The sequence below is a fragment of the Winogradskyella sp. R77965 genome (genome assembly GCF_044594915.1).
Classification (GTDB): Bacteria; Bacteroidota; Bacteroidia; order Flavobacteriales; family Flavobacteriaceae; genus Winogradskyella.
Genome location: NZ_CP138990.1, coordinates 860,137 through 886,158, shown reverse-complemented (window position 1 = coordinate 886,158; position 26,022 = coordinate 860,137). Strand labels below are relative to the sequence as shown.

Below are 26,022 nucleotides of genomic sequence, written 5' to 3'. Positions count from 1 at the left end.
TTATTTTGCTTCAAAAATGTTTATAAATTTGTTATGGGTTTATTCGTTGATAAACGCTACCGAATGACATGCAGCAATAGCAGCAGTTTCAGTTCTTAGTCGTGTATCACCCAAAGTTACTGGAATAAAATTATGTTGCAAAGCCATTTTAATTTCTTTAACGCTAAAGTCGCCTTCTGGTCCAATTAGAATAGTGTACTCATTATTAGGTTTAATCTGAGATTTCAATGATTTTTTATCAGTCTCTTCGCAATGAGCAATAAACTTTTGACCAGAAAACTCTCGAGTTATGAACTCTCTATATGCAATTGGAGAATTAAGTTTTGGTATGTAAAATTGTAAAGATTGTTTCATAGCAGACTGAATGATTTTCTCAAAGCGTTCCGTTTTAATCACTTTACGTTCGCTATGATCGCAAATAATAGGAGTAATGGTTTCTATGCCAATTTCGGTAGCTTTTTCCAAAAACCATTCGTAACGGTCGTTCATTTTAGTTGGTGCTACAGCTAAGTGTAACTTGTAATTGCGTTTTGGATTTAAAGATTTTGAAGTAATATTTACTGCGCAGTGCTTTGCGTCTGCTAAGGTTAGCTGCGCTTCAAATAACCAGCCTTTACCATTAGTAATATATAATAAGTCATCTGCTTTTTTACGAAGTACTTTTACAATATGTCTACTTTCCTGCTTATCAAAACTAAAGCGATCGTCGCTTTCAGAAATATTTGAATTGTAAAATAATTGCATTAATCTATAGGTCTTCTGTAAATTTTAAAACGGTTATTTCTTCAATTGGAGTTTTATCTTTCGTTTTCACAACAATGTAATACTTTTTATTTTGTGAATCGTCTACTGTAAATACGTCACCAATATCACGATTTTGATGAAAAGCCTGCATGTCGAATGTGGCAGATATATCTCCAAGTTTTATCCAACCTGTATCACCTTCCGTTTTTACTGTAGAACCTGAGGAGTGCTGTTTAGCTAAATCTTCAAATTTATAACCCTCGTTATATTGTGACAAAACTTTGTCGCGAATCACTTTTGCAGATTGATTTGATGTTTTTTCACCATCTATTACTATGACATTGAATTTACAATGATCAACTTTAGATTTATCAATTATCTTGTAATAGGTTTTTTTATATTTATTTTTTATCACCTTTTTTCCTCCTTTAGAAAGTTTAAAAAGGCTGTTTGCTATTTTAGTTTTATGTTTTTCCTTATTGTAGGTGTATACTTTTCCATCTTCTGGATTATGAGTTTTTAAAAAAGTATCAGCATCTTTTTTTGTTGTTATAGAATCTAGTTGTTTTGCTAAGGAGCTCTGTGTATATCCGAAAAATGGGATAAAAAGTAAAAGTGTTAAAAGATATTTCATAGTAGGGTTTGTTTAGGGCTATCTACAAATGAACTAAAATTTACTAGAAATTAAAAATAAATAGATAATTTATCGATGACGGTAATACAGTACTAAGTCTAAAGACTTCTGTAATAGTGTTTTATGATACTGGTGGCTATATTGAAAATTAAAAGGATTTGTGCTAATTTAAATGCTATTTATATTATGCAAATCTTTTCATTTTATATCTTCAATCGTGCAGTAGCCATTATATCAAAATCTGCAAAATCCTTTTCCAAGTACTTCAAATATCCAACAATAGCAATCATGGCTGCATTATCTGTAGTGTATTCAAATTTTGGAATATAGCTTGTCCAACCAAATTTTTGTTCAGCGTCTTTAAGCGCTTTTCTAATTCCAGAATTGGCAGAAACTCCACCACCAATGGCAATATGTTTTATATCAGTTTGCTTAACGGCTAGTTTCAATTTATCCATTAAAATACCAATAATGGTATATTGAATTGAAGCACAAATGTCGTTAAGGTTTTCTTCAATAAAATTTGGATTAGCTTTTACTTCACGTTGAACAAAATAAAGAATGGCTGTTTTTAGGCCAGAGAAGCTAAAGTTAAGACCATCAACTCTTGGCTTGGTGAATTGATACGCTTTCGGATTACCCAGTTGCGCACGTCTATCAATTTCTGGTCCAGCAGGATAACCTAGGCCTAGAACTTTCCCACTTTTGTCATAAGCTTCACCAACTGCATCATCAATCGTTTCTCCCAGAACTTCCATTTCAAAATAATTGGTCACTTTTACGATTTGAGTATGGCCTCCAGAAATGGTCATGGCTAAAAATGGAAAAGGTGGTTTTTTATGATTTTCTTCATCAATAAAATGGGCTAAAATATGCGCTTGCATGTGGTTGATATCTATTAAAGGAATATCTAACCCATAAGCCAAAGATTTAGCAAAAGAGGTACCCACTAATAATGATCCCATTAATCCTGGACCGCGAGTGAACGCAATAGCACTTAATTGGTCTTTAGAAACACCAGCTTTTTCAAGGGCTTGGTGCACTACAGGAACTATGTTTTGCTGATGTGCACGAGACGCTAATTCTGGTACTACACCACCATATTCTGCATGTATTTTTTGGTCTGCAACAACATTGCTTAAAATTTTGTCGTTACAAAGTACAGCAGCTGAAGTATCATCGCAAGAAGACTCAATACCAAGGATATAAATATTTTCTTTTTTCATAGTCGATATTAGGCACAATAATTGTTAATTTTACCAGATATAGTCTTAAACAGTACTTAACAACGTATTTTAAAGACAAAAGTACATGAATTTTTTGTTTGAAAATTTAGAAAGTCAATCAGAATTTTTATGAATTAAAGAAGTGGCTACAGATGTAAAATAATATTTCGGTTTTACAGAAAAAGCTACTAGAATTTCATCAATTAATAGACGTAATTTTTATCAAAAGAGTACTCAAAATAATAAGTAAGATCATAGGCATATTTTTGTTGCTCTTTCTTATTGTCTTCTTAATTCTTGGTATTCCTGCTGTTCAGAATAAGCTTGGTAAGTACGCTACCAAGCGACTAAATGATGATTTTAAAACCGACATTAATATTGGTAAAGTTGGTCTTCAACTAAATGGTGATATAGAGTTTAAAGAAATCCTCATAAGAGATTATAAAAAAGACACGCTCATAAGTATTGGTGAGCTTAATAGTTCTATTATAAGTTTCAAAAACCTTTATAATAGTAAACTTAATTTTGGAGATATTGATATTCAGAATTTAGTCTTTAATCTAAAAACCTATAAAGGTGCACAAGACACCAATTTAGATGTGTTTGTAGATAAGTTTGATGATGACAATCCTAGAGTAGGACCAAGCAAATTTCTGTTTTCATCTAGCGATGTATCTATTGAAGATGGCATTTTTAGACTAATAGATGAAAACCGAGAAACACCAAAAGTGTTTGAGTTTACAGAGTTAAATGCCAATACAACAAACTTTTTGATTAATGGTCCGGATGTTAGTTCTCGTATCAATAAATTCAGTTTTAAAGATAGTAGAGGTATAGCTGTTCAAAATTTAATGGCAAATTTTGAATACACTTTAGATCACATGAATTTTGGTGATCTAAATATTAAAACCGAGCAGTCGGAATTAAAAGGGGACTTGCGATTTAATTATAAGCGCGAAGATTTAAAATACTTTACCGACAAGGTAGATGTTGTTGCTAGTTTTAGAGATTCTGATGTGTCGTTAACAGAACTTAATGTATTTTTTGACGAATTCGGGACTAATCAACGCGCCACCTTAAATGCAGACTTATCAGGCACACTAAATGATTTAAAAGCAGAAAACCTCAATATCAGTACGTCTAGTAATACTAGGATTATTGGAGATATTACTTTTAAAAATTTGTTCAGTAATGAGAAAGACAGTTTTGCATTAGACGGAAAATTTCAAAATTTAGCTTCAAATTATAGGGATTTGACCGATTTACTTCCTAGAATTCTTGGCAAAGCAATTCCAACTGTGCTTTCTAAGGTTGGAAACTTTAGGATAAAAGGAATCTCTCACATCACAGCAAAAAGTGTTGATGCTAATGTAGAAATTGTAACAGCTCTCGGTTTAATTAATTCTGATTTAAGATTAACCAATATTAATGATATTGATAATGCTAATTATATCGGAAATATAGTATTAGATGAATTTAATATTGGAGAGTTAATTAATGAGCCTTCAGCGAAAAGTGTCTCGTTAAATTTAGATGTTGATGGAAAAGGATTTACGATAGATAATCTAAGGACAGACGTAAAAGGAGATGTTTTTGTTTTAGATTATAATGACTACGTTTATGAAGATATTAATATTTCAGGGGACTTAGGGAACAAGATATTTAATGGTATTTTAAAAGCCGATGACCCAAATTTAAAGCTCAACTTTAATGGATTAGTAGACTTTTCACAAGAACTTAAAAAATTCGATTTTAAAGCCAATGTAGGTTATGCAAATTTGCGGGTTTTAAACTTTGTTACTAGAGACAGTATTTCAGAATTTAGAGGTGTAGTTAATATGACTGCCAACGGTTCAACATACGATAATGCTAGTGGAGCTATCAATATAAAGAACACAACATATAAGAATCAAGACGGTGAGTATAAATTTGAAGATTTTGATATCGTCTCTTCTTTTAAAGACACTGAACGAACCATAGCCGTAAACTCACCAGATATTATTAATGGTAAAATTACCGGACAATTTAAAACTAAAGACATACTCAAGTTAGTAGAAAATTCTGTAGGAAGTATTTATACAAATTATGTGCCTAATGAAGTAGAAGAAGGACAATATCTTAATTTTAGATTTAATATATATTCTAAAATTGCCGCAGTATTTTTTAAGGATCTTACCCTAGGGAAAAACACCTTTATTGAAGGCAGAATAGAAACTGAAGAAAGAGGATTTGAACTCACATTTAATTCACCAGAGATTAAGTTTAACGACTATTTTGCTAATAATATTAACGTTAGTATTGATAATAGTAACCCATTGTTTAATACATTCATCGAAATTGACAGTGTAAATGCAGGCATTTATAAAGCGTCACAATTTAGTCTCATCAATGTGACTAAACGAGATACATTATTAATTAAATCTGAATTTAAAGGTGGTAAAAATAATAGGGATGATTACAATCTTAATATGTTTTACACTATCGATGAAGACAACATGTCTGTTGTTGGTTTTAGAAAATCTGATGTAAGATTTAAAGGTTATGAATGGTTAGTGAATTCTCAAAAAGACACTTTAAATAAAATACGCTTCGATAGAGATTTTAAAGCTTTTGATATCTCACCAATTAAAATAAATCAAGGTAATGAAGAGATATTACTTTCTGGTATCATACAAAATTCTGAAAATAAAAATATTCAATTAGATTTTAATGATGTTCAACTGGTTAAGATCACACCGCGCATTGATAGTTTATCTTTAAAAGGTATTGTAAATGGAAAACTAGAATTGGTTCAAAATAATGGAGTCTATCTGCCGAAATCTGATGTAGTGGTGAGTAACTTATTTGTTAATGATTATGATTTAGGAAATCTTTCAGCAAAAGTAGAAGGAAATAATTCAATAACCAATTATGCAGTTGACGTGTCTCTAATTAATGATAATTTAAAATCATTAATAGCAAATGGAACAATAGACGTAGCTAAACGTAACCCAACCATAAATGTTGATGTCGCTTTTGAAGAGTTTTTGCTAGACCCATTAAATCCTTTGGGAGAGGGAGTTATTAATAATATAAGAGGTTTGGTTTCGGGTAATGCTAAAGTTACAGGAAGTTTAAAAAAACCTAGTATTGATGGAGAGTTATTACTCGATAGAGCAGGTTTGTCTATTCCGTACCTTAATGTAGATTATGATTTTGATTTCGATTCTAGAGTATCGTTAAGTAATCAACGTTTTAACTTTGATAATGTAGCAATGACGGATTCTAAGTACTTTTCTAAAGGAAACTTAAATGGCTACATAGAACATAATAATTTTTCAGACTGGAGACTTGGTCTGGATTTAACTACGGATAGGCTTTTAGTTCTAAATACCGAAGAATCTGAAGACGAATTATACTATGGTACAGGTTTTATATCTGGTAAAGCTCAAATTAAAGGACCAACAGACCAACTTGTTATTTCAGTTAAAGATGGAAGAACAGAATCTGGTACAGAATTTTACATACCATTAAATGATTCTGAGAGTTTTGGAGATAACTCTTTTATTCATTTCCTAAGTCCAGAAGAAAAATTAGCAAGGATTAATGGTGAAATATCAGAACAAATAGAAGTCAAAGGTTTAGTGCTAGATTTCGATTTGGATGTAAATCAAAATGCACTTATAGAAATTGTAATAGATAAAGAGGCTGGTAGTACTATTAAGGGTAGAGGAGAAGGTGGTTTAAGATTTTTGATTAATACTAACGGCACCTTTGATATGTGGGGAGATTTTACGGTTTTTGAAGGCGAGTATAACTTTAAATATGGTGGCTTTGTAGAAAAAAAGTTTGATGTAGATCCAGGTGGTACTATAGTTTGGGAAGGTGATCCTCTAAATGCTGAATTAAATTTGAATGCCGTGTATTCTGGCAAAGCTAATCCGTCCGTTTTATTAGACAATCCTATTAGTCAAAGTATCGATGTGGAAGTAGAAATTAGTTTATCTGGCCAATTAGAGCAACCTGAGCCAGAGTTTAATTTTAGATTTCCTGGAGTTAGTTCTACTGTAAAATCTGAGTTAGATTATAGATTATCTTCTAAAGACGAAAGGGATAACCAAGCCTTAATATTTTTAGCAACGGGTGGTTTTTCTAGTGGTATAACTGGTGTTAATATTACAGGAACCATTTCGGAAAGATTAAGCGGAATAGTTAATAATATATTAGGTGGTGATAATGAAAATCTAAAATTAGGTTTAGATTTAGAAATCGGTCAGGATACTCCAGAATTACAAACCAATTCGTCAGTAGGTTTTACATTAGAGACAAAAATAAATGATAAAATTCTTGTAAATGGAAAAGTCGGTGTACCGTTTGGCACTACGCAGCAAACTACAATAACAGGAGATGTACAAGTTGATTGGTTGCTTAACGAAGACGGTTCATTACGTGCCAAAGTATTCAATAGAGAAAATACCATTAGAAATTTTGGTGAAGAAATAGGTTATACACAAGGGATTGGTTTGTCGTATAATGTAGAATTTGACACATTTAAAGAATTACTTCAAATTATTTTTTCGGGCAAAAACAGAAAGGATAAAGGTTCTAAAAAAGAGGTGGAAAAGAAGGGGAATGAAGCGGAAAGTATGATGCCTAGTTATATGTCTATGAAAGAAGAAAAGACTAAATCTAAGTCCTAAAACTTTAGAACAAACTTTTTTATTAAAATACTTATTAACGAAAACGTTTGAATTGTTTTTTCGCTAGCTATTTTATGACAATAGTCACCTAATTGTATGTATTGTTTAGTAATTTTACTGAAAATATTATTTTAATTAATGCTACATACAATAAATAAAATAGGTGTTATGACTTCTGGAGGGGATTCTCCAGGAATGAACGCAGCAGTAAGATCTGTAGTAAGAGCATGTGCATTTCATAATTTAGAATGCTATGGTATTTACAGAGGCTACGAAGGAATGATCGATGGAGATTTTGTAAAAATGGATGCTCGTAGTGTAAAAGGTATAATCAATAAGGGCGGTACCATATTAAAATCTGCTAGATCTAAAGAGTTTAGAACAAAAGAAGGTAGAGCAAAAGCATATGAACAATTAAAAAAAGCGGAGATTGATGCTTTTGTAGTTATAGGAGGCGATGGTAGTTTTACTGGTGCTATGATTTTTAACCAAGAATATGGTTTTCCGGTAATGGGTATTCCAGGCACAATAGATAATGATATTTATGGAACTACTCATACATTAGGTTACGATACAGCTTTAAACACGGTCGTAGATGTTATAGATAAGATTAGAGATACAGCGAGTTCGCATAATAGATTATTCTTCGTTGAGGTGATGGGAAGAGATGTAGGGCATATTGCCTTAAATACTGGAATTGGAGCTGGTGCAGAAGAGATTTTAATACCAGAAGAAGATTTAGGTTTGGATCGTTTAGTCGAATCTTTAAAGCGAAGTAAACAATCAGGAAAATCTTCAAGTATTGTTATTGTTGCCGAAGGAGATAAAATTGGTAAAAGTGTATTTGAGTTGAAAGATTATGTAGATGAAAACATGTCCGAGTACGAAGTTAGAGTATCTGTTTTAGGGCATATGCAACGTGGAGGATCTCCTTCATGTTTCGATAGGGTTTTAGCCAGTAGAATGGGAGTAAAGGCTGTAGAAAGTTTAATAACAGGAAAAAGTAACTTTATGGTTGGTCTTAAAAATGATATTATGGATTTAACACCATTTGACCAAGCCGTAAAAGGAAAATCAAAAATAAATATGGAACTTCTTAGAGTTTCAGATATAATGTCAATTTAATAATAAATAAAAAATTAATTAATAGTAGATATGTCAAATTTAAAATTAGGAATCAACGGATTCGGTAGAATAGGAAGAATAGTATTTAGAGCAACAGTAAAGCGCAGTGATGTGGATGTTGTAGCAATTAATGATTTGTTAGATGTTAACCATCTTGCATATCTTTTAAAGTACGATTCTGTTCACGGAAGATTTGATGGTACTGTAGAAGTAAAAGACGGACATTTAGTTGTTGACGGAAAAACAATTAGAATTACCGCAGAAAAAGATCCTAAAAACTTAAAGTGGGACGAAGCTGGAGCAGATGTCGTTGCAGAATGTACAGGTATTTTTACAACTTTAGAAACTGCACAATATCATATTGATGGTGGTGCAAAAAAAGTAGTGATTTCTGCACCAAGTAAAGATGCACCTATGTTTGTTATGGGTGTTAATGATGATAAATTAACAGCAAGCAATACAATTGTTTCAAATGCATCTTGTACAACAAATTGTTTAGCACCTTTAGCGAAAGTAATAGAAGATAATTTTGGGATTGAAGAAGCGTTGATGACTACAATTCATGCTGCAACGTCTACACAATTTACTGTAGATGCACCATCACGTAAAAATTACAGGTTAGGACGTTCTGCTCTTAACAATATCATACCAACGTCAACTGGAGCTGCTAAAGCTGTGGGAAAAGTAATTCCAGAATTAGATGGTAAGCTAACAGGTATGGCATTTAGAGTGCCTACAGCAGATGTTTCTGTTGTTGATTTAACAGTAAAAACTAAGAAAGATACGTCTTTAGAAGCTATTAAAGCAGCAATGAAGAAAGCAGCTAATGGTTCCATGAATGGTGTTTTAGGATATACCGAAGATGCGGTTGTATCTCAAGATTTTGTTAGTGAAGTTCGTACAAGCGTTTTTGATGCAGGCTCTGCGATAGAACTAAATTCAAAATTCTTTAAATTGGTATCATGGTATGATAACGAATTTGGTTACTCAAATAAAATGGTTGATTTAGCACAAAAGATCAATAACTTATAGAAACTAGTATTAATTCTAAAATTCCGTAGGATAATGAATTTAGCATACCTACGGAATTTTTAATTTTTGGTCATTATGATTTTAATTACAGATGGTGGTTCTACAAAATGCGATTGGATTGCAATAGATAAAAATGGTAAACAAACTACCGATAAAATAAGAACCAAAGGTTTAAACCCAGCCATTTTAAGCGAAAAAAAGCTTAACAAAATAATAAAGAAAAGTGATGAGCTTATAGCAATGAGTAATGATGTAACTCATGTGTTTTTCTATGGAGCAGGTTGTGGTACGGAAAAACCAAGAACTACACTCAAAGAAATACTAGAATTCATATTTCCTAATGCTAAAGTAGATGTTCAAGAAGATACCATGGCAGCTGTCAGGGCAACTATTAATTCTAATGATGAAGCTGCAGTAGTGTGTATATTAGGCACAGGTTCTAATTGTAGTTACTTTGATGGCGAAGTATTACATCAACGTGTATTAAGCCTTGGTTATACGCTAATGGATGAAGCCAGTGGTAATTATTATGGCAAAGAACTAATACGTGATTATTATTTTGGTATCATGCCGCACACATTAAAAATCGCTTTTGACCATAAGTACAATGTTGATGCAGATTATATAAAATACAATCTTTATAAACAGCCGAATCCTAATGCTTATTTAGCAAATTTTGCTGAATTTATGTTTCTAAATAAAGATTCTGACTATATTAAAGAGTTGATTAAAAAAGGACTGAGAAAGTTTACCGAGCATATGATTCTTCAATATAAGGTGGAATTAAATACAGGAATTTCTGTGCATTTTGCTGGTTCTATAGCATATTTTTCTCAAGATGAAATAAAGGAAGTTGCTCAAGAATATGGATTTAAAGTGGGTAACTTTGTAAGACGGCCTATTGAAGGTTTGGTAGATTACCATGTAAAGAATCTTTAGAATTAATTAATGTTTATTTCCTGTTAATAAATCTCATTTTACCTATTGTAAAACTTATTATTTGGTTATATCTTTGTACCACTAATAAAATTAAACGCCGTTATGTTCGAATTTGATCAATATTTAGGATTTTTAGCATTTTTAACCATACTAACTATTGGGTTTTGGTTAATGATATTCCTTTTAACTTTTGTTATCCCTTATTGGGTGTTCGGATCTGCTATTGAGCGTTTCAAAGAAATTAGAGAAGAAAAGAAAGCTAAGCGTCAAGGTTTAACACACTAAGTTTCTAAATATATAATTATTAAAGAGCGCATTAAGCGCTCTTTTTTTATACCTTAATATTAGGTACTTTAGTAACTCTAATTTACACCATTATGAAACAGGTAATACTTCTTTTATTAGTTCTTAGTTTTCAACTACAAGCTCAGCAAATACTTCCAGAGCGCGAACGTGCTGAAGTTGTTGATAATATTTTAGAAGACCGGTTTAATAATTTACTGCCAAAACTAATGGATGATACAGGATTTGACATGTGGATTCTAATTTCTAGAGAATACAATGAAGATCCCGTTTTAAAAACTATGTTGCCAGCAACATGGTTAAATGCAAGACGCAGAACAATATTGGTTTTTTATAGAAATAAAGAAAAAAACACAATTGAAAAACTAGCAGTTGCCAGATATAATTTTGGTAAGAATATTGTGTCTGCTTGGGATAAAGAAAAAGAACCTAATCAGTGGAAGCGTTTGATACAGATTATAGAAGAAAGAAATCCAAGTTCAATTGGACTTAATTATTCTGATTCTTTTAATATTTGCGATGGATTAGTAAAGACTGATTACGAGGCATTTATATCCTATTTGCCCAAGAGGTATAAGTCCAAAATAAAATCAGCAGAACAGCTTGCGATTGGTTGGATTGAAACCAGAACTGATACAGAAATGGTAATATACAATCAACTGGTTGATATTACACATGATATTATTTCTGAAGCGTTTTCAGAAAAAGTAATCACTGCTGGAATCACGACAACCACAGACGTAGAGTGGTGGATGCGAGATAAAGTCACTGCATTAGGCTTAGAAACTTGGTTCCACCCAACAGTAGATGTCCAGCGTACAGCAGAAGAATTAGGAAATCATTTATATGCCTTTTCTAACCGACCTGAAGATATGATTATCCTTCCTGGTGATTTAGTGCACTGCGATTTCGGAATTACTTATTTAAGGTTAAACACAGATTGCCAAGAACTCGCTTATGTTTTAAAGCCCAATGAAACTGAAGCTCCTAAATTTTTGCGAGATGCGCTTAAAGATGGAAATAGAGTTCAAGATATTTTCACTTCTAATTTTAAAACTGGTAAATCAGGAAACCAAGTTTTAAAGGAATCTTTAGATCAAGGTAAAAGTGAAGGTCTAAGACCAGCAATATATACGCACCCTTTAGGTACTTATGGACATTCTTCAGGAACAACTTTAGGGATGTGGGATTCTCAGGGTGGAGTACCAGTAACTGGTGATTATCCATTACATGAGAACACCGTTTATGCTATTGAGCTAAATACAACGGTCAACATTCCTGAATGGAAACGTGATATTAGAATTATGCTAGAAGAAGCAGGGTTTTGGGGAAAGGATGGATTTAGATACGTTAATGGTCGCCAAACTAAATTGTTAATGATTCCTAGGATTAAAGAGCATCAGGGGAATTGATTTTGTCTTAAAATCTTTTATGGCGCCTAACGGATTCTTTTATTAGTGCAGAATAGATGTTTTCATATCCTTGGAGATGTTTTACAACCTAAATAAGGCTATAAATATCAGTTTATTTGGTGGAATTGTCAATCTAACAACTAAGATTAGTAGTACAACATTAATATCAATAAGGTATAAAAACTATAATAAAAACAATAGGCCAGTTTTGCAAGCTATTAGATATTGAATGATCTAATTAAAATTAGATGTTTAATTTTTTATAACAATAAATTCTTCAGTTTTTGTATCAATAATCAAAGTACTCTCAGTAAAAGGTTGATTACCTAACCAACCACCTATTCTTGTAAAAGGTGTTACTAACGGTTGAGACCAACTGTACATATCTACAAAACTCACACGTTTTAAACTTAACTCGGTATTGCCAATGCTAATGGGTTGACTAGTTGGTTTACTCGTAATTGGAATACTACTTTTCCAGCTTTTAGCATCATATGCAATAGCTTCAATATTAACATCACTATAATTATCAAATCGGGTTTTTATAGTAATCAACCCAAAGGCACTACAACCAGAATCGTAAAATAATTCGTAGTCTTTATCATTTAGAGTTGCAGGCAACATAATACGCCTACCAGTAAAGTCAAAGGATTTGAATTTGGGTAAAGCTTTCATCCATTCTGGACGTTGATGAAACAGCTCTAACTTTTGATTTTTAAAATCAATAGCTGTAATTCGGTCAGCTATAAAATCACTACCAATAGTACCTATACCTATTTTGGATATAGTATCGTTCTTGCCAAAAGTATGTCCGTAATCCCCTAAAATTCTAATCATGGATGCTTTTATATGATTGTCATCTAGTATAAAATCTAATTGCTCTACAAAGCGTTCTTCTCCTTTTGTAACTTCTTTAATGTCCATACCAATGGCACGTAAAGATTTTAAATCATTTTCATAGATAAAAGAATGTGGTGCACCAGTATCAAACTGCATATAAAATTGATGTGTTAAACCTTCAATTTTTAATGGAATTATTAGCGCAGCTTGAGGTTCGTGATGGCCTCCTGATCCTGTAGAATTTGCAGCCCAATCAAAGTGAATGGGTTTAGATTCAAACGTGTATTCTAGATATGCAGATTTTTCTTTAAAAAATGCATTATTAAACTTTCTGATGTAATAAAATCCAACAGAAATTGTAAGTAATAAAAGAATTAGTAACGTGTAGCCGATTTTTTTCTTCATGATTGTGTGATTTTGATGTGATGAAAGTCTATGAGCTTAAAGAAAGCTCAGATATAGTAATATTTAAATGTCTTCTATTTTTTTGAATATCGAAAGAGTTGTTATTCCACCTTTCTTTTTCCATTAGTAATATAGCTTTCGGCTGGCCCCAATGTTTCACCATTAAACTCGTCATTGGTAAATACGCCTTTAAATTCGAACAGAATACCCTGAACATCAAAGTCGCAAGACATTACGCCATTTTTTAAAACGAGATTAGTCATGTCGAATTCACCCATCATAGATTTAAATGAACCTTCAAATTTCCCCGCTTCATTCTTAGTGATAGTCATGGTTATAGGCACGTCGCCCTGAGGTGTAGATTCTGCAATGAGACTCCATTCACCTATGAGCTTATCATCAGGATTAGTTAGAGTTTTAGTAGAGCCACAGCTTAATATTAAGCCTGTAAAAAGAAAAGCGCAAATAATGTGTTTAGTTTTCATAATAAAATATTTTAATTAGTAGATTTTATTTAGTTATACTACTAAGTAAATACAATACGATGAAATTAGGTGGTTTAGAATGCCGCCAATTTTACGACAATTCTCTATTTGTAATTTAAATAAGGCGAAGAGGAGTCTTCAGAAAGTTAAAATCATTACGTCTCAACTTCATTGCTGTGATAAAAACAATAACAATATTAAATACATAGCCTACAAGCAAAACATACAAGATTATTTGTGTATTAGAAAAAAATGTGCGACTAATAAAAGGTGAGATACACATCAGTATAGAAAAGATAATCCACCAGATAATTTGGAAATTTACAATTCGTCTTCCGACCTCATCAACTAGTTTTGATTTACGGTTTTTCCACCAAAGTATAAACGGAAAAATAAGATTTCCAAAAGGGATACCGATAAAAGCCAATATGGATAAGTTTATAAGTTGAATAGAAGTCTTTTCGGATTCTTGAGCTTTTCCGATACGCTGAAATTTTTCTTGTAACACAGAGGGCTCAATTTTAAAAACATTTGAGAGCATTTTTAAGGTATGACCTTTCGGTTCTTTATTGGTACATTCTAAACGTTGAATTGTTCTTAAAGACAAACCAGATTGTTTGGCTAGTACTGCTTGTGTAAAACCAGATTGTTCTCTTATCGTTTTAATTATGCTCACATATATATAATTTGATTGATTACTAAGTTAAACTTTTTTATTTAAAAAGAATTTATGGATGAGTTATTGGAAGGTAAGTTTTTAGTTCGTTAACGTTTTATGCATGTATTGTCGTACACTTTTATTTAACAGGTATTAATCTTGTATTTCTAAATTGGCATAGATTATAGGATAAACACTTTCTACCAATTTTTCGCCTATTCGATTAGAGTGATCACCATCATACCAATCCATTGTATATGGTATGTTGTTTAAGAACAATAATTCTGTAAAACGTTTTGTGCCATTTAAAATAAATGGACTATCCTTATTGCCGCAATTAATTGAGTAGAGTTTATATTTTTTTAATTCCTGTTTGTTTAATTTTATTTTTAAATCAAATTCTGCAAAACCATTAATCCATTGGTCATATACATTCTGATTTTTAACATATTTACCTGTTTCATCCTTAACAAAAGGTAGCCTCATTTTGAGAGGTTCTGACAGATCAGGAGAAAATGCCATTCCGTATGCTAATGTCCATAAAATTGTGTGCTTACTTTCAAAAGTATCAAGAATTTTTATAATCTCACTTTGAAAATTCTCATCCTTTACATTCGACAATTTTTCTGATAAAATCTCTAACTGATTCAATATTGAATTGTCAGAAAACATCACCGACATATAGTCTTCTGCACTTTTTCCTATTGCTGGGCTCATTAGATAAACAACAGAATACTTGTCAGTATGTTTTAGACTAATGTTAGCGACAGCTGCCGCACCCATAGAATGTCCCATTATTGCTCTAGCTTCTTTTTTAGGAATGGTTCTGTAATTTTTATCAATGAAATTAATAACATCTTTAGTTACAAAATCTTCCCAATTACCTGTAACAGATGAATTGGCATACATTGTTCCCAGAAAAACATTGTAGCCGCTAATATCAACTACAATCATTTCTTTTATTGAATTATTATTGTGTGATTGCGTTAGAGCTTCAGTTGATGGGTATTGACCTGGGAAAACGGTATAGCCGCTAAGATTATAAACTACTGGATATTTCTTGTCACTATTCTTATAGTATGGAGGAAGACTAATGCCTATTTTATAAGTACTATGAGAATCGATAAGGGCATCTTTTAATGATGGAGAAGGTACATCGATGAGCTCAAAACTATATTTTGTCGATTGTGCGTTACATGCTGTAATTGGTAACATGAATAGCGCTAATAAAAGAATTAATCTATAGTTAGTAGTGAACTTTGTAAACAAAAAAGTAAATCTATTTATCATTATTATCTATTGTTTTTATATCCAAACATATCTTAATAATAGTTATCTCAAATCAATTCTTAGTTTTGGCCCTTTCTGTTTAAATCCGTTTTTTTTATAGAATTCAATAGTTCTTGGCCATTCCTTGGCATTTGGTGCTCCAACTTCTACTTTCTTCCAGTTCATAGTGTCTGAAAAGTTAAAAGCACTTTCTAATAATAATTTTCCAATTCCTGTTGACCTTGAGGTTCTATCCACATATAATTCTGTGATAACTCCAAAGTCTCCACCGTTATATATAGCAAATGCTCCAGAAATTGTTATTAATCCTTTTGGTTTATAGTCAGAATCATATGCTATAAAAGCTGCAAAATTATCACGGACAATGATATCTTTAGTTACGTCTTTTAATTTGTTTTTATCAACTATAAAATCACTATGATTTTTATTGTTGAAATCAATTAATAATTCCGCTACTAAATTTACAACAATATGTATTTCATCAATAGTTGCTTTTACGACTTTTATCTTACTCATAGTTTTAACTTAATTGGTATTCTTTTCTTAGAATTGACATAATTATAAGATTTTTAAAGCCTTGCTCAGTTTTTATACATTCTCGCAAAACACCTTCTTTTATAAAACCTAAACTTTCATAGACATGAATTGCTCTTAAATTAAAATCAAAAACATCTAGCCAAAGTCTATTACAATTGTAATCTTGAAAACATTTCTTCTTTATTAATTCTATTGTTTTTGAACCAAAGCCTTTTCCTTTTTCTGAGACAACTATTCGTTTGAATTCTATGGATTTATTTTCATTAGTTAATCCTGCAAGAATAACAAAGCCTATCAATTTGGAATCTTCATCAAAAATCGAAAAATGTTCTTCACCTTTTTGTTGAATGACTTTTTGATGCCTTTCTAGATTATAGGGTTCTATAAATTCTACATTTTCTAGATTCCTTTCTATTTCAAGAATATTGATTAAATCATTAGTTGTTGTATGTTTTAATTTCAAATGAATTGTTTTATATCTTTTTCGTATTTCTAATTCAAGTCAAGCAAATAAATCCAATATCTTTTTCCTAAGTATTGAATCTCTTTTGTTTTTCTAAAACCTATTTTCTGATAGATTGTTCTTGCAGAATCCATAAATTCTGATGTATGCAATGCAATATGTTTTTCATTAGTTTCTTTTGCATATTTCAGAGATAAGTCGGTCAGTTTTTTACCAATTCCATGTCCTCTGAAATTAGTGTTCACTCCTAAAAAGCGTATATAACTCCAGTTTTTATGAAATATTTCCGTTGGGTTGCCACTTGGGACTAAATAAATCATACCAATGATGTCTGATTCTTTTTCGCAAACGAAAACAGTACTTTGTTCAATTAATTGTAATAAGTTAGCATCACTTTTAAGAAAGGAATTCATTTTCTTCCAATTCTTAGGGGTTAGAACACTAGAAAATTCTGAATACGATTCTATCCCTAGAGATTTCAGTTTATTAAAATCGGATAAATTAGCTTTTCTATAGTTTAATACTAGTTGCATTGTGTTCTACTTATTTACAGTAGTGTTTTATTTAATTTTAAGATTTTTATAAATCAATTCGTAATGTTCAAAGTCATTAAAAATAGTTTTTGCGCCAAAATCTTTTAGTTTATTAGTGTTGTCTATTCCAATAAATTCAATTCCTAATTTTTTACACGTTAGAAAATCCCAATTTCCGTCTCCGAAGTAAATGGTTTGTTCAATTTTATTTTCACATTTTTGGTTTATTTTTTGGATGGTACTGGATAGAATTTCTTCTCTAGTTTTAAAATGATTGCTATTTGAAAATGCGAATTCACAAGCATTAATTCCTATTGATTTTAATTTGAGAATTGCTGATTTTTCCCAACCTCCAGTTGCTATTCCAATTTTCACATTAGGTTTTTGGATTAAAAAATTTATAAAACTTGACGCTCCTTTTATTTCTCGAAATTGTTTTTCATCAGTCTGTAATTCAGTTTCTAGGCATAAAACAAATTCTGCAATCATTTTTTTATATTCAATATCAGTCGGAACTCTATTTTTATGCTTTAAAACTATTTCCTTCTGTTATTCCCCAATCGGTTACATTAGTCAATTCAGACCAATTTTGATTTGAGATATCAATACTAAATATGCTTTTAAAAGCCTTAATAAAACATTTGTAATCAACCTTTGTTGTGTTTGTTAATGTGCCATCGATATCAAAAATTACTGCTATCATTATTATTTTATTTCTTTAAGAGTAGATTCTCCTTTAGAATAATCATCGCAAGTCCATTCCCATTTTTCTTTTAAAATTAAAACCTCATCTTTAATCTCAATAATTGATTTACACTTTCCGGTTTTAAAATCTCCGTTTTTATTTTGATGTTGGTATGTAAAAATCAAGTTATCTTTTTCTATGCGCCCAGAAAGTGTTCCAAACAAGATTTCACCGCCCTCATAAGTGGCCCAAATTATATTTCTTTTTTGTCGATACTTAAACAGAGTGCTTGAGCTTACTTCTCCATTATTTGTGCTCGAAACTGATTTAAATTTTTTGCCGTTTAAATTCAATTCTTTGTTTTCAAAAGGTTGGTTTATTCTATCTCCTTTTGTTGTAGGTTGTGAGATGACTATAAATTCTAAGTCAGCAGACTTTTCATTTTTTATTTGGTGAACTACTTGCGGATGAACATGAATCCCTTCTCCTTTATTTACTTCTAAAATTTTATTTTCAATTTCAAAAGTTGCGGTTCCTTTTAACACGTAAAAATATTGTTCCGAAAAATTATGATAATGTCTTTGTTCTGAAGTATTTGCAGGCATTAATTCTTCAATTATGCTTAAATTTTCTGATTTAGCAAGATGCCACCCTTTACAATTATTTCCCCAGTTGTAATACTCACTATTTTCTTTAGATGTTTTCATTTTGAGTAGCTATATGCTTTAGGATTTCACTTAATTTATTTAATGTTGTTTTTAATTTTTCTATTTCCATATACCCAAAACCTAATCGGAAATAGCTGTTAGTTTCACCAAACCATTCTCCATTTGCTATTTGAATACCTGCGTCTTTTGACAAAGCATAAAAGGCTTTTATTTGTTCTTTATTGAATTTTGTTTCTTTTAATTTTATGCAACAAAGCGCTCCAGCACTTGGTTCATTCCAGCTTATGAATTGTTTATTTAATGCAACCCATTTGTTTGCTAGCTCTAATCCTTTAGCTATGTGTATCCTTCTAGTTTTAAATAGTTGAGTTTCCTTTTTTAAAACTTGAGTAGCAACATATTCATCTAAAACAGAATTTGATATTACTGTATTTGTTTTTGCTACACTTACTTCTTTTATAAAATCATCATCATTTGAATGTAACCATCCAATTCTTAATCCTGGCGTTCCGTGAGATTTTGATAAAGAAGAAACTGTTATTATATTATCCTTCAACCCAGCAAATGTTGGTATGACTTGGTTATTTCCATAAGTAGCTTCTCGATATGTTTCATCAATCAATAATCTACAGTTAGGATACTCATTATTTAAACGAATTGAAATTTTTTCAACCTCTTCTTTACTAAGTATTGTTCCTGTTGGGTTTAAGGGCGTGACTAGTATTATTAACTTTGTTTTTTCAGAGACAAGTTTAAATAGTTCATTCTCATTTAATTGGTATTTTTCTTCAAATGATAACTTTAGTAATTTTCTTTTGAACCCTAAACCTTCTATTAAATCCATTGTTGGTGGAAAATTTGGTTGTACCGTAATGACTTCATCTCCTATATCACATAAGCATAGCATAGATAAAAAATTGCTAAATGCTGCACCATTTGTTATTACTATATTCTTTTTTTCTACATATAATTTCTTACTAACTAATTCTCGTAATTCCTCGTTTCCCTGAGATGTACCATACTCTAATTTTAGCTTTTTTAAGCCTTGGTTAAAGGATTCATCCCAAATTTCTTCTAGTACTAAATCTTTATTTGTGCTTTCAGCTAAATTTAGCTCTAGCCTTTCATCTAATAAATCAATTATGTCGTTTAATGGGAATTTCATATTCTCTTTTTGTGATTGTTATGATGAGTACAGTCCTTTGTTACTTTAGTTGGTTATAGTCTAGGTGTAATTTCATTCCTTCATGCGATGCCTTAAATCCTAAGTTTTCATAAAATTGTATTGCCTTAGGTCGTTTTTTATCGGTAGTTAACTGAAGTAGATGTGCCTTTCGTTCCTTTGCTCTATTTATAGCCCATTCAAACATTATTTTCCCAATTCCTAAGCCTCTTTTATCTTTTCTAATTCTAACAGCTTCAATTTGCGATCTGATGCCTCCTCGATATGTTAAATATTGGATAAAGGAAAGTTGTAAGGTTCCGATAATTTCCGAATTGTCGTCCTCGACTATAATTAATTCTTGATTCTTATCGGCATTTATTTTCTCAAAAGCGAGGATATACTCTTCTGGTAATGGGATTTGATAATTTTCCCTAGTTTTACCAAGTTCATCATCTGCTATCATTCCTACGATATCTATTACATCACTTTCAGTAGCTTTTCTAAATTTCATTTTAATTCATTTTAATTCATTTTTTGTTTTGTTGATAATAATCTAAAACGTGTTTCGGAACTTCCATCTTTTCCGGGATGCCTTCATCAGCAATTGGGTATTCTGCGACTTGTTTTAAAGGCACTAAACCTGCCCAAACATCTAAACTGTAATCTTCTGGTTCGTCACCAACACCGACATCTCTAATTTTTGCAGAAGCTGTTTCAATTGTCATTTCTACTACCAACGTTCTATCTAACTCTTCCTTGTGTATTGGTCTAATGCCATCCCAACGCCCTTTCATCATATGCTCCATAAAACAGAAAAGCGCTGGGTCTTTTTCTTTTGGGTCTTCAAGGTTTTTGGCAGAACCAAACAAAGTTGCAGAACGATAATTGACTGAATGATGTAGCCCGGAGCGTGCTAAAACAAGTGCGTCTAAATGCATTACCGTCATACTCATTTCTTTAGCTTCTAATAAAGCTAATAACATTCTGTTAGCTTGTGAACCGTGTAAATAGATTTTATCATCTTGTCTCCCATAAGCCATTGGGAGAGTAATCGCTCTACCTTCATAGATATAACTTACGTAACCAATAAAGCCAGCGTCTAAAATGGTGTTGATTTTTTCAACATCGTAAGTCGCTCTATTTTTTCCCCGTTTTACTCTGTTTAACTTTGATTTTGAATACTCTTGCATATTAAATCTTTTTTGAGAACACTATATTTTCATAGTCTTTTCCGCTGACTACAAAATTTATTTTTCCAACATTGTTAAATTCATTTTTTTCATAGAACCTTATCGCTCTGTCGTTTTTTATGTAAACGGTAAGCCACATAGTATCTAATTGTAATGCTTTGGCTTGGTCTTCAACAAAAGTGAGTAATTGTTTTCCGAGTTTTAAGGGTATAAACTCATTTAGGATGAAAATTCGTTCTAATCGACAATTGTTTTGCGAGGTAACATGCTCTTGATTAGCATTTAGGACTATTTTTGCATAACCCACTGGTAAATTATCTAAATAGATAATATAGAAATGGTTCTTTGGATTGTTAAAATCTTCTGTCGTTTTAGAAACAGTAAAATTGTCGTCGAGATAATTTAATAGATCGTTTTTGTCTTCTATATAATGACCATGAGATTCTGCCCAAGTTTGTCTTGCTAAATGTGCTAAAGTATCTAGGTCTGCTTCTTTGGCTTTTTTTATTTTAGTCATTTATTGCTTTTTTTATTCGTAATCTTCTTATATGGTAGGCGTGCAGAAACACTGCTATCGTACAGCCAACAATTATTGGTGTAGCGACAATTAATGCGCCGTATAAAATGTAAATAATATTTGCGATTAGTGAGACTAATCGCAGTTTATATTCACCTTTGGTGGACATTGAATATAAATTGATGATTAACCCGCTGTAACCAATACAATCAATTAAAAATGGACTCATATCTTATCTTTTTTCTGGTGAAATGTTTTTAAATTGGTCTGAATTAAGTTTTGCTTTTTCTAGATTTTTTGGTTTAAACATTGGTTTAGTAGAAGCTGGATATTTTTTAATTTCTTTTTGAGGTCTAATTGGACGCTTAACAAAATTCCCTGCGCAACTTGGACATACATTTTCAAAGATGTCGAGAGCACATGTTTTGCAATAGGTACATTCAAAAGAGCAAATCATTGCTTCAATTGATATGTTAGGTAAATCTTTGTTACAATGTTCACAATTAGGTCTTATTTCTAGCATATTATAAATATTTATTCTTAATAACTTCCATATGCCAAATGTCATGACCTATGATAGTAAAAGCAGCAGCTCTTGCAGACATAAGACCTCCGTTAGAGTTTCCTATAAAACATAAATCGTGATCAGTTAAGCTATTAAGTAATGAAATAGAATGATTCCGATTTATTTCAAATTCATCCAATAAACTTTCTATAGACTTATTATTAGCTCTAGATGGTTTAATATATATGTTTTGATCATATCCTACTAAAGCAGTTTTATCTCTTCTGGCAATTCTAAAAAAGCGGTATATAAAAATACGTTCTGTATCTATTAAGTGTTGAAGTATTTCTTTTACACTCCATTTTTCTGGTTGATAACGATCAGTTAATTTTTCTTCAGAAATGGATTTAAAAAAATCAATTAGTGTGCTTTTACCAATTGCAAAGCCTTTTCTGAGTTCTGTTTTATGAGATAACTTATCTATATATCTTAAATAATAATCATCAAATTCTGATGGGATTAAGTCTAATTTTGTCATTTCTGTTGTTCTATATCTCAAATTTACTATATTTATGGACTATTGTAATAATCCAGAATAAATATAATAGATAGTCCAGATGTTTCCGTTTAAAACCAGCATTCAATTTGATAGGCAATGTAATCAAGCCTTGTATTTACAATTGTCGAATCAAATTATTCAGTTGATTAAAAACCAAACTTTAGCGCCTCATACTAAATTGCCTGGCAGTAGAACCTTAGCTGAACAGTTAAATGTGCATAGAAAAACAATCGTGGCTTGTTATGATGAGTTATTACTGCAAGGTTGGGTAGAAAGCATTCCTAAAAAAGGAACTTTTGTACATCCTAATTTACCTGTATTGCAAGAGCAAAAACTAGAGGGCTGTAAAGCTTTTGATTTAAAAAAGGACACAGGATTCTCATTTTATAAGAATAGTATCTTACCTGAAAAGCCTAAAAAAAATAATAAAAGCCTTATCTATTTAAACGATGGGGTATCTGATGGGCGCTTAACTCCAATTGATGAAATTGCCAGAACCTACAGACGGGTTTGCTCTAAAAAAAATGTGTTCGACCATTTGTCTTACGGTTCTGTGTATGGCAATGATACCTTAAGAGATGTCTTAGTTGAGTATTTAAATACCACTAGAGGTTTACATATTACTAAAGAGAATGTATTGATTACGCGTGGTAGCCAAATGGGTATTTGGTTATCGTCGCAGTTATTACTTCAAAAAGATGATATTGTTGTGGTGGGAAACACCAATTACGGTGCTGCTGATGCTACGTTTTTAAACCAACATGCTAAGCTAGAACGTGTTATGGTGGACGAACATGGCCTTTCTACGAGAGCTATTGAAAACCTGTGCAAGCGTCAGCAGATTAAAGCTGTTTATGTTACATCGCATCACCACCATCCAACAACAGTAACACTGTGTGCAGAACGGAGAATGCGTTTGTTGAATTTGGCAAAGCAATATAATTTTGCCATTATAGAAGATGACTACGATTACGATTTTAATTACAATCATGCTCCAATTTTACCGTTAGCCAGTCATGATACCAACGGAAACGTCGTTTACATAGGTTCTGTTTGCAAAACGGTCGCTCCAGTGTTTAGAATTGGGTATTTAATTGCGTCTAAAGAATTTGTAGATGAAGCTTCTAAATTAAGAGGCTATGTCGATCGCCAAGGAGATGCTTTGTTAGAACTAACATTTGCAGATTTTATAAAATCTGGCGATTTGGATCGGCATATTCGTAAAGTGATGAAAATTTACAAGCAACGACGCGATTTGTTTTGTAAACTTTTAAAAGACCAACTAGGTGATTTTTTTGAATTTGAAATCCCAAAAGGTGGTATGGCAGTTTGGACAAAGTTAAACCCCATGTATTCTTGGGACCATTTTTCTGAAGTGGCGAGAACATATAATTTAAAGATTGGTGATTGGAAGCAATATGATAGTGCTAATCTAGGGCATAATTGCATAAGAATTGGATTTGCAGCTCATAACGAAGCTGAGATTTTTGAATTAATAAATAGGTTAAAGAAAACTATTGGTGAGATTAAAAACTCAGAAACAGCAAGATAAAGCCAATTAAACTTTACAAAAACAATCTAATCTATAGTTAAATTCTTTAGTTTCACATTACGAAACCGAACCTTTCCTGTTCCTTTTGCTTGTAATCCTATATAGCCATCAGACAGTTTTTCGTCCTTAGTATTAACAGTTAGTGTATCATTTATCCAGACTTTTATTTCGTTTTTTTCTACCTTAATCCTATAGGTGTTCCATTTGTCAATAGTGCTTACAATAGCCAAGGGTTCTTTTCTTGTTACTATCGCACCTGTTCTGTTAGTTTGATCAGGATGTAAATCCCAAATATTTAATTCGTAGCAGTCTGTTGGGTTGATATCTTGGTTTTTACAACGTATAAATACTCCTGAATTAATAGTGCTATCTGGTTGAAATTCTAACTCTAAACTAAAGTCTTTATAAGACTGATTGGTAATTACAAATCCGGCTCCATCGTCAACTATTCCAATTAGTTCATTATTAGAAAAAGTCCAGTTGGCATTACCTTTTGTTATCCAATCTTTAGAATTTTCATTGAATAGTCTTTGTGGTTGATTGCAGGATAAAAAAAGAACAATAAATAGGCTTAAGAATAAATTAATTTTCATTTTATATTTTTTTGATAAAACCATATTAAGAAATCAACATCCAACCATAATAAACGGATAATAGCGAAAGGAAAATAATACCTGCATAAGTTAATAATTGTAGTCTTCTTTTTGGTCGCAGGTTTTCAGGAAGATCTTTACTCATTACATTCTTTAAGTTCATATAACCCACAATAGGAGCTAAAACGAATGAAATAGTGGTGGCTACGGCGAGAATTAGCCCCATATTAGCACTTAGAGCATAAAGAACAATAATACTTATAATCGCGATTGCGATTATACCGATAGCGTAATATTTTTTACCTGAAAATTTTTTGTGTTCATCAGCAAGTAGTCCGATAATATCCATGCTCACTCTTGCGGTCGCATCATGGTTAGTCAGGCAAGTACTGTACATAGTCGCAAAAGCTGATACCGCAATAAATACATATGCCCAATCTCCAATGTGAGTTGTAAATAAATTTATGACCTGATCTGCAAATGTTATAGCATTTCCACTGAGTTCCGTACCAGAACCATATAGTGTCATGCATCCAATAATTAGGAAGAAAATCGCCAATATAGCGGTTAGTAAATATCCTAATTTAAATTCTTGAAGTGCATCTTTCAATGCTGGTTTTGTACCATCAATTCTATACTTTTCAACACTCCAGAGACTTAACCAACTACTAGCTTCAACAGCGGTTGGCATCCAACCAATCAAAGTAATAACAAATAAAACACTTAATTCGTTAAAAATTTTTGGCGGTTCAAAATGGGTAACAGGAGTGATTGCTCCTTTGTTGATAACTAGGATCGTAGTGACTAACAACGCAGCAAATAGTATAGGAATTAAAAATTTTAGAGTCGTTTCTAAAAACTTGTATTTGCCTATAATTAAAATAATAGTGTTAAAAATGAACAACCCAAGCGCAACAATAGTTATAGAAACATTTTCGAGTCCTAATAAATTTATTAGAAGTCCTGCTGTTACGGAACAAAGTGCTGCAGGTGTTGCTAGGCTGGTAGCTAGTGTAATAAATGCATAAAGCCATAAATAACCTTTTCCTCTGTTGCGGTAACCTTCAATTATACTTTTTCCTGTAATGTTGGTGTATCGAATACAAAATTCAAAAAATGGATATTTTAAAATATTGGCAAGAATAATCGGAATTATCATCAACCAACCATATTGTGCACCAGCTTTTGTTGAAAGTACCAAATGAGATGTACCAATAGCCATACTTGCAAATAAAAGACCAGGACCAAGGTTTTTTAAAATCGTTTTAAGTTTAAGCATATTG

General features: G+C 31.8%; 28 protein-coding genes. 7 read left to right on the top strand and 21 right to left on the bottom strand.

Annotated elements, in window-relative coordinates; translation table 11 throughout:
* Positions 1 to 39: 39 nt before the first annotated feature.
* From SJY34_RS03935 to tsaD, 3 genes are all read right to left on the bottom strand, one after another.
* A complete protein-coding gene (locus tag SJY34_RS03935) occupies positions 40 to 744 on the bottom strand; it encodes a 16S rRNA (uracil(1498)-N(3))-methyltransferase (protein ID WP_400079108.1) in 705 nt (234 codons plus the stop codon).
* A gap of 4 nt (positions 745 to 748) precedes the next feature.
* Positions 749 to 1,378: a peptidylprolyl isomerase gene (locus SJY34_RS03930; RefSeq protein ID WP_400079106.1), complete on the bottom strand. Its 630-nt coding sequence runs from the start codon at positions 1,376 to 1,378 to the stop codon at positions 749 to 751.
* Positions 1,379 to 1,581: 203 nt separating this feature from the next.
* Positions 1,582 to 2,604 (bottom strand): tRNA (adenosine(37)-N6)-threonylcarbamoyltransferase complex transferase subunit TsaD, encoded by a 1,023-nt coding sequence (gene tsaD / locus SJY34_RS03925; protein WP_400079104.1) that lies wholly within the window; start codon positions 2,602 to 2,604, stop codon positions 1,582 to 1,584.
* Between the two features lie 269 nt (positions 2,605 to 2,873).
* Here tsaD and SJY34_RS03920 point away from each other — a divergent pair, with 269 nt between their 5' ends.
* The 6 genes from SJY34_RS03920 (at position 2,874) to SJY34_RS03895 (ending at position 12,094) form a co-directional block, all read left to right on the top strand.
* Positions 2,874 to 7,283: a translocation/assembly module TamB domain-containing protein gene (locus SJY34_RS03920; protein ID WP_400079102.1), complete on the top strand. Its 4,410-nt coding sequence runs from the start codon at positions 2,874 to 2,876 to the stop codon at positions 7,281 to 7,283.
* Between the two features lie 138 nt (positions 7,284 to 7,421).
* A complete protein-coding gene (pfkA, locus tag SJY34_RS03915) occupies positions 7,422 to 8,408 on the top strand; it encodes a 6-phosphofructokinase (RefSeq protein WP_400079100.1) in 987 nt (328 codons plus the stop codon).
* Positions 8,409 to 8,438: 30 nt separating this feature from the next.
* A complete protein-coding gene (gene gap / locus SJY34_RS03910; RefSeq protein WP_400079098.1) occupies positions 8,439 to 9,440 on the top strand; it encodes a type I glyceraldehyde-3-phosphate dehydrogenase in 1,002 nt (333 codons plus the stop codon).
* Positions 9,441 to 9,515: 75 nt separating this feature from the next.
* Entirely contained in the window at positions 9,516 to 10,379 is an 864-nt protein-coding gene (locus SJY34_RS03905) for an N-acetylglucosamine kinase (RefSeq protein ID WP_400079096.1), read from the top strand.
* A gap of 102 nt (positions 10,380 to 10,481) precedes the next feature.
* Positions 10,482 to 10,664, top strand: a complete 183-nt coding sequence (locus SJY34_RS03900) for a hypothetical protein (RefSeq protein ID WP_400079095.1) — start codon at positions 10,482 to 10,484, stop codon at positions 10,662 to 10,664.
* A 92-nt stretch (positions 10,665 to 10,756) separates the two neighbouring features.
* On the top strand, positions 10,757 to 12,094 hold the full coding sequence (locus SJY34_RS03895; RefSeq protein WP_400079094.1) for a M24 family metallopeptidase: 1,338 nt from the start codon (positions 10,757 to 10,759) through the stop codon (positions 12,092 to 12,094).
* A 252-nt stretch (positions 12,095 to 12,346) separates the two neighbouring features.
* Here SJY34_RS03895 and SJY34_RS03890 read toward each other — a convergent pair whose 3' ends face one another.
* The 16 genes from SJY34_RS03890 to SJY34_RS03815 form a co-directional block, all read right to left on the bottom strand.
* Positions 12,347 to 13,339, bottom strand: coding sequence for a hypothetical protein (locus SJY34_RS03890; protein ID WP_400079093.1), 993 nt, complete (start codon positions 13,337 to 13,339; stop codon positions 12,347 to 12,349).
* Between the two features lie 101 nt (positions 13,340 to 13,440).
* Positions 13,441 to 13,824 (bottom strand): hypothetical protein, encoded by a 384-nt coding sequence (locus SJY34_RS03885; RefSeq protein ID WP_400079091.1) that lies wholly within the window; start codon positions 13,822 to 13,824, stop codon positions 13,441 to 13,443.
* Positions 13,825 to 13,939: 115 nt separating this feature from the next.
* A complete protein-coding gene (locus SJY34_RS03880; RefSeq protein ID WP_400079089.1) occupies positions 13,940 to 14,500 on the bottom strand; it encodes a DUF4870 domain-containing protein in 561 nt (186 codons plus the stop codon).
* Between the two features lie 135 nt (positions 14,501 to 14,635).
* Positions 14,636 to 15,772 (bottom strand): alpha/beta hydrolase, encoded by a 1,137-nt coding sequence (locus SJY34_RS03875; RefSeq protein WP_400079087.1) that lies wholly within the window; start codon positions 15,770 to 15,772, stop codon positions 14,636 to 14,638.
* 42 nt (positions 15,773 to 15,814) lie between these two features.
* Entirely contained in the window at positions 15,815 to 16,288 is a 474-nt protein-coding gene (locus SJY34_RS03870; protein ID WP_400079085.1) for a GNAT family N-acetyltransferase, read from the bottom strand.
* Between the two features lie 4 nt (positions 16,289 to 16,292).
* Positions 16,293 to 16,772, bottom strand: a complete 480-nt coding sequence (locus tag SJY34_RS03865; RefSeq protein WP_400079083.1) for a GNAT family N-acetyltransferase — start codon at positions 16,770 to 16,772, stop codon at positions 16,293 to 16,295.
* A 29-nt stretch (positions 16,773 to 16,801) separates the two neighbouring features.
* Positions 16,802 to 17,305, bottom strand: coding sequence for a GNAT family N-acetyltransferase (locus tag SJY34_RS03860; RefSeq protein WP_400079081.1), 504 nt, complete (start codon positions 17,303 to 17,305; stop codon positions 16,802 to 16,804).
* A 27-nt stretch (positions 17,306 to 17,332) separates the two neighbouring features.
* Positions 17,333 to 17,794 carry an HAD family hydrolase gene (locus SJY34_RS03855; RefSeq protein ID WP_400079079.1) on the bottom strand — a complete coding sequence of 154 codons (462 nt, stop codon included), beginning with the start codon at positions 17,792 to 17,794 and terminating at the stop codon, positions 17,333 to 17,335.
* Between the two features lie 34 nt (positions 17,795 to 17,828).
* Complete coding sequence (locus SJY34_RS03850; protein ID WP_400079077.1) at positions 17,829 to 18,008, bottom strand: HAD hydrolase-like protein; 180 nt, start codon at positions 18,006 to 18,008, stop codon at positions 17,829 to 17,831.
* Between the two features lie 2 nt (positions 18,009 to 18,010).
* On the bottom strand, positions 18,011 to 18,697 hold the full coding sequence (locus SJY34_RS03845; protein WP_400079076.1) for a cupin domain-containing protein: 687 nt from the start codon (positions 18,695 to 18,697) through the stop codon (positions 18,011 to 18,013).
* Complete coding sequence (locus SJY34_RS03840) at positions 18,684 to 19,823, bottom strand: pyridoxal phosphate-dependent aminotransferase (protein WP_400079074.1); 1,140 nt, start codon at positions 19,821 to 19,823, stop codon at positions 18,684 to 18,686. The genes SJY34_RS03845 and SJY34_RS03840 overlap by 14 nt, the downstream gene beginning before the upstream one ends.
* Before the next feature lie 40 nt (positions 19,824 to 19,863).
* Positions 19,864 to 20,334 carry a GNAT family N-acetyltransferase gene (locus tag SJY34_RS03835; RefSeq protein WP_400079072.1) on the bottom strand — a complete coding sequence of 157 codons (471 nt, stop codon included), beginning with the start codon at positions 20,332 to 20,334 and terminating at the stop codon, positions 19,864 to 19,866.
* 16 nt (positions 20,335 to 20,350) lie between these two features.
* Entirely contained in the window at positions 20,351 to 21,013 is a 663-nt protein-coding gene (locus SJY34_RS03830; protein WP_400079070.1) for a pyridoxamine 5'-phosphate oxidase family protein, read from the bottom strand.
* Between the two features lies 1 nt (position 21,014).
* Entirely contained in the window at positions 21,015 to 21,530 is a 516-nt protein-coding gene (locus SJY34_RS03825) for a GNAT family N-acetyltransferase (RefSeq protein WP_400079068.1), read from the bottom strand.
* Positions 21,531 to 21,762: 232 nt separating this feature from the next.
* Positions 21,763 to 22,053 (bottom strand): DUF1272 domain-containing protein, encoded by a 291-nt coding sequence (locus tag SJY34_RS03820; protein ID WP_400079067.1) that lies wholly within the window; start codon positions 22,051 to 22,053, stop codon positions 21,763 to 21,765.
* A 1-nt stretch (position 22,054) separates the two neighbouring features.
* Positions 22,055 to 22,573, bottom strand: a complete 519-nt coding sequence (locus SJY34_RS03815; RefSeq protein WP_400079065.1) for a DinB family protein — start codon at positions 22,571 to 22,573, stop codon at positions 22,055 to 22,057.
* A gap of 79 nt (positions 22,574 to 22,652) precedes the next feature.
* Between SJY34_RS03815 and SJY34_RS03810 the strand changes: the two genes are divergently transcribed.
* The gene (locus tag SJY34_RS03810) at positions 22,653 to 24,146 is read left to right on the top strand and encodes a PLP-dependent aminotransferase family protein (RefSeq protein ID WP_400079063.1); all 1,494 of its coding nucleotides are present in this window, start codon (positions 22,653 to 22,655) and stop codon (positions 24,144 to 24,146) included.
* Positions 24,147 to 24,172: 26 nt separating this feature from the next.
* Here SJY34_RS03810 and SJY34_RS03805 read toward each other — a convergent pair whose 3' ends face one another.
* Together SJY34_RS03805 and SJY34_RS03800 are read right to left on the bottom strand one after the other, a co-directional pair.
* Positions 24,173 to 24,739, bottom strand: coding sequence for a DUF1080 domain-containing protein (locus SJY34_RS03805; RefSeq protein WP_400079061.1), 567 nt, complete (start codon positions 24,737 to 24,739; stop codon positions 24,173 to 24,175).
* Positions 24,740 to 24,764: 25 nt separating this feature from the next.
* A complete protein-coding gene (locus SJY34_RS03800) occupies positions 24,765 to 26,018 on the bottom strand; it encodes an NRAMP family divalent metal transporter (RefSeq protein ID WP_400079059.1) in 1,254 nt (417 codons plus the stop codon).
* Positions 26,019 to 26,022: the final 4 nt, after the last annotated feature.

Bases quoted from the DNA above. Each gene is read 5' to 3' on its own strand.
- SJY34_RS03935 (WP_400079108.1), bottom strand. From the start codon at position 744: ATGCAATTATTTTACAATTCAAATATTTCTGAAAGCGACGATCGCTTT.
- SJY34_RS03930 (WP_400079106.1), bottom strand. From the start codon at position 1,378: ATGAAATATCTTTTAACACTTTTACTTTTTATCCCATTTTTCGGATAT.
- tsaD (WP_400079104.1), bottom strand. From the start codon at position 2,604: ATGAAAAAAGAAAATATTTATATCCTTGGTATTGAGTCTTCTTGCGAT.
- pfkA (WP_400079100.1), top strand. From the start codon at position 7,422: ATGCTACATACAATAAATAAAATAGGTGTTATGACTTCTGGAGGGGAT.
- gap (WP_400079098.1), top strand. From the start codon at position 8,439: ATGTCAAATTTAAAATTAGGAATCAACGGATTCGGTAGAATAGGAAGA.
- SJY34_RS03905 (WP_400079096.1), top strand. From the start codon at position 9,516: ATGATTTTAATTACAGATGGTGGTTCTACAAAATGCGATTGGATTGCA.
- SJY34_RS03900 (WP_400079095.1), top strand. From the start codon at position 10,482: ATGTTCGAATTTGATCAATATTTAGGATTTTTAGCATTTTTAACCATA.
- SJY34_RS03895 (WP_400079094.1), top strand. From the start codon at position 10,757: ATGAAACAGGTAATACTTCTTTTATTAGTTCTTAGTTTTCAACTACAA.
- SJY34_RS03890 (WP_400079093.1), bottom strand. From the start codon at position 13,339: ATGAAGAAAAAAATCGGCTACACGTTACTAATTCTTTTATTACTTACA.
- SJY34_RS03885 (WP_400079091.1), bottom strand. From the start codon at position 13,824: ATGAAAACTAAACACATTATTTGCGCTTTTCTTTTTACAGGCTTAATA.
- SJY34_RS03875 (WP_400079087.1), bottom strand. From the start codon at position 15,772: ATGATAAATAGATTTACTTTTTTGTTTACAAAGTTCACTACTAACTAT.
- SJY34_RS03870 (WP_400079085.1), bottom strand. From the start codon at position 16,288: ATGAGTAAGATAAAAGTCGTAAAAGCAACTATTGATGAAATACATATT.
- SJY34_RS03860 (WP_400079081.1), bottom strand. From the start codon at position 17,305: ATGCAACTAGTATTAAACTATAGAAAAGCTAATTTATCCGATTTTAAT.
- SJY34_RS03855 (WP_400079079.1), bottom strand. From the start codon at position 17,794: ATGATTGCAGAATTTGTTTTATGCCTAGAAACTGAATTACAGACTGAT.
- SJY34_RS03850 (WP_400079077.1), bottom strand. From the start codon at position 18,008: ATGATAGCAGTAATTTTTGATATCGATGGCACATTAACAAACACAACA.
- SJY34_RS03845 (WP_400079076.1), bottom strand. From the start codon at position 18,697: ATGAAAACATCTAAAGAAAATAGTGAGTATTACAACTGGGGAAATAAT.
- SJY34_RS03840 (WP_400079074.1), bottom strand. From the start codon at position 19,823: ATGAAATTCCCATTAAACGACATAATTGATTTATTAGATGAAAGGCTA.
- SJY34_RS03835 (WP_400079072.1), bottom strand. From the start codon at position 20,334: ATGAAATTTAGAAAAGCTACTGAAAGTGATGTAATAGATATCGTAGGA.
- SJY34_RS03830 (WP_400079070.1), bottom strand. From the start codon at position 21,013: ATGCAAGAGTATTCAAAATCAAAGTTAAACAGAGTAAAACGGGGAAAA.
- SJY34_RS03825 (WP_400079068.1), bottom strand. From the start codon at position 21,530: ATGACTAAAATAAAAAAAGCCAAAGAAGCAGACCTAGATACTTTAGCA.
- SJY34_RS03820 (WP_400079067.1), bottom strand. From the start codon at position 22,053: ATGCTAGAAATAAGACCTAATTGTGAACATTGTAACAAAGATTTACCT.
- SJY34_RS03815 (WP_400079065.1), bottom strand. From the start codon at position 22,573: ATGACAAAATTAGACTTAATCCCATCAGAATTTGATGATTATTATTTA.
- SJY34_RS03810 (WP_400079063.1), top strand. From the start codon at position 22,653: ATGTTTCCGTTTAAAACCAGCATTCAATTTGATAGGCAATGTAATCAA.
- SJY34_RS03805 (WP_400079061.1), bottom strand. From the start codon at position 24,739: ATGAAAATTAATTTATTCTTAAGCCTATTTATTGTTCTTTTTTTATCC.
- SJY34_RS03800 (WP_400079059.1), bottom strand. From the start codon at position 26,018: ATGCTTAAACTTAAAACGATTTTAAAAAACCTTGGTCCTGGTCTTTTA.